Annotated in this window: 2 protein-coding genes; both read right to left on the bottom strand. The window is 73.0% G+C overall.

What is annotated here, in order from left to right:
• Positions 1 to 76: 76 nt before the first annotated feature.
• The gene (locus tag A7A76_RS16430; protein WP_206412204.1) at positions 77 to 733 is read right to left on the bottom strand and encodes a response regulator; all 657 of its coding nucleotides are present in this window, start codon (positions 731 to 733) and stop codon (positions 77 to 79) included.
• Between the two features lie 38 nt (positions 734 to 771).
• Positions 772 to 1,820 (bottom strand): HAMP domain-containing sensor histidine kinase (locus A7A76_RS16425; RefSeq protein WP_206412203.1); only part of this gene is annotated, 1,049 nt, incomplete at its 5' end.

Below are 1,820 nucleotides of genomic sequence, written 5' to 3'. Positions count from 1 at the left end.
TCGTCGCACGCGTGGTGTCGCGGTCGCGGCTCGCGCCGCTCCTACAGGGGCTTCGGGCGGTTTGCGTTGCGGGCGGTCATTCCTTGCCGCGCATCAGGCCTTCGCGCCAGGCGAAGGCCACCGCCTGGGTTCGGTCGGTCACCCGCAGTTTCGACATCAGGTTGCTCAGGTGCGCTTTCACCGTCTTCTCGCTGATCGACAGGCTCGCCGCGATCCGCGCGTTGCTGCCGCCTTCGGCCAGCCGCCGCAGCACGTCCAGTTCGCGCTCGGTCAGTTGCGCGAACGGGTCGGCGGCCGGGCGCCGCGGGCGCTGCATGCGGTTGAGGATGCGCCGGGCGATGCTCGGATGCAGGGTCGATTCGCCTACCGCGGCGTGGCGGATCGCCTGCAGCAGCGCTTCGCCGCGGGTGGACTTGGGCAGGAACGACTGCGCGCCGGCTTCGATCGCGGCGAACGCCAGTTCCTCGTCGTCGGAGGAGGTCAGCACCATGATGTGGCTGCGCGGGCTGGCCGCGCGGATGCCGCGGGTGGCGGCGACGCCGCCGATGCCGGGCATCATCAGGTCCAGCAGCACCACGTCGGGCGCGTGCAGGCGCGCCATCGCCACCGCGTCCTCGCCGTCGTCGGCCTCGGCCACCACCGCGAAGCCTGGCGCCAGCCGCAGCAGGCTGCGGATGCCCTCGCGCACCACCGCGTGATCGTCGGCCACCAGCAATGTCGTCGTCGTTTCCATCCCTGCCTCGTCCTGTGGGGTCGTCCTGTCGCTCGCGCTCACGCCGGCGCATCGGCATCGAATTCCGCGCGCACCTGCGTGCCGGCGCCGCAGGAGTCGATCTCGAGCCGCCCGCGCGGCAACTGATCGGCGCGCCAGCGCAGATTCGCCAGGCCCATGCCCAACGGCGCGCGGGCCGGGTCGAAGCCGGCGCCGTCGTCCTGCACGCTCCACCGCCAGCGCGCGCCGTGGCGCTCGCCGGCCACGCGCACGTGCCGGCAACCGCTGTGGCGGCGCGCGTTGGCGACCGCTTCGTGGGCGATCATCAACAGCTCCTGCGCCAACGCCGGCCGCTCGCGCAGCCAGTCCTCCAGCGCGCGCGGCAACGCCAGTTCCCAGGCGATGCCCGAACCGCCGAGCAAATCGTCGAGGTTGCGGGTCAAGGCCTCGCGCAAGCCCAGCTCGGCGATCGCCGGCGCGCTGAAACCCGACACCGCGTCGACCAGATCCTGCTGCAGCCGGTCGGCCAGCGCGCGCGCCTGCGCGACCGTGCGCGCCAGCCGCTCGTCGCCGCCGGCGTCGTGCTCCAGCTCGGCCAGCTTCAGCCCGAGCACGAAGCTGCGCTGCTTGGCGGTGTCGTGCAGGTCGCGGGCGATACGGTTGCGTTCCAGCGAGCCGCCCAGCGCCTTCTCCAGATGCAGCGTGCGCGACAGCGCATCGGCCATCCGGTTGAAGCGCTCGGCCAGCGCGCTGAACTCGTCGCGCGAGCGGTCGGCGATGCGCACCGAGAAATCGCCTTCGGCCCAGCGGTCGGCGGCCTGGGTGGCGCGGCGCACGCGCCGCAGCAGCAACCACATCCACAACGCGACGAAGGTGGTGCCGATGCCCAGGGCGTAGAAGATGGTGCGGGCGAGATCGTAAGGCACGACGTATTCGGTGTCGGTCGCCCAGCCGGGCCAGTAGCTGACCCCGACCAGCGCTTCGCGGCCGCCGCCGAGCGACACCCGCCGGGTCATCGCCCACTGGTCCGGGCCGTGCAGCAGCGCGTTGCCGCGCGCGGCGCCGGCGCGCAGCTCGGCGTCCAGCGCGCGCCGCAGCAGCGCCACCG

The sequence above is a fragment of the Lysobacter enzymogenes genome, assembly GCF_017168095.1.
GTDB classification, from domain to species: Bacteria; Pseudomonadota; Gammaproteobacteria; order Xanthomonadales; family Xanthomonadaceae; genus Lysobacter; species Lysobacter enzymogenes_D.
The sequence above is the reverse complement of the archived record's forward strand: the minus strand, read 5'-3'. Positions and strand labels throughout refer to the sequence as shown.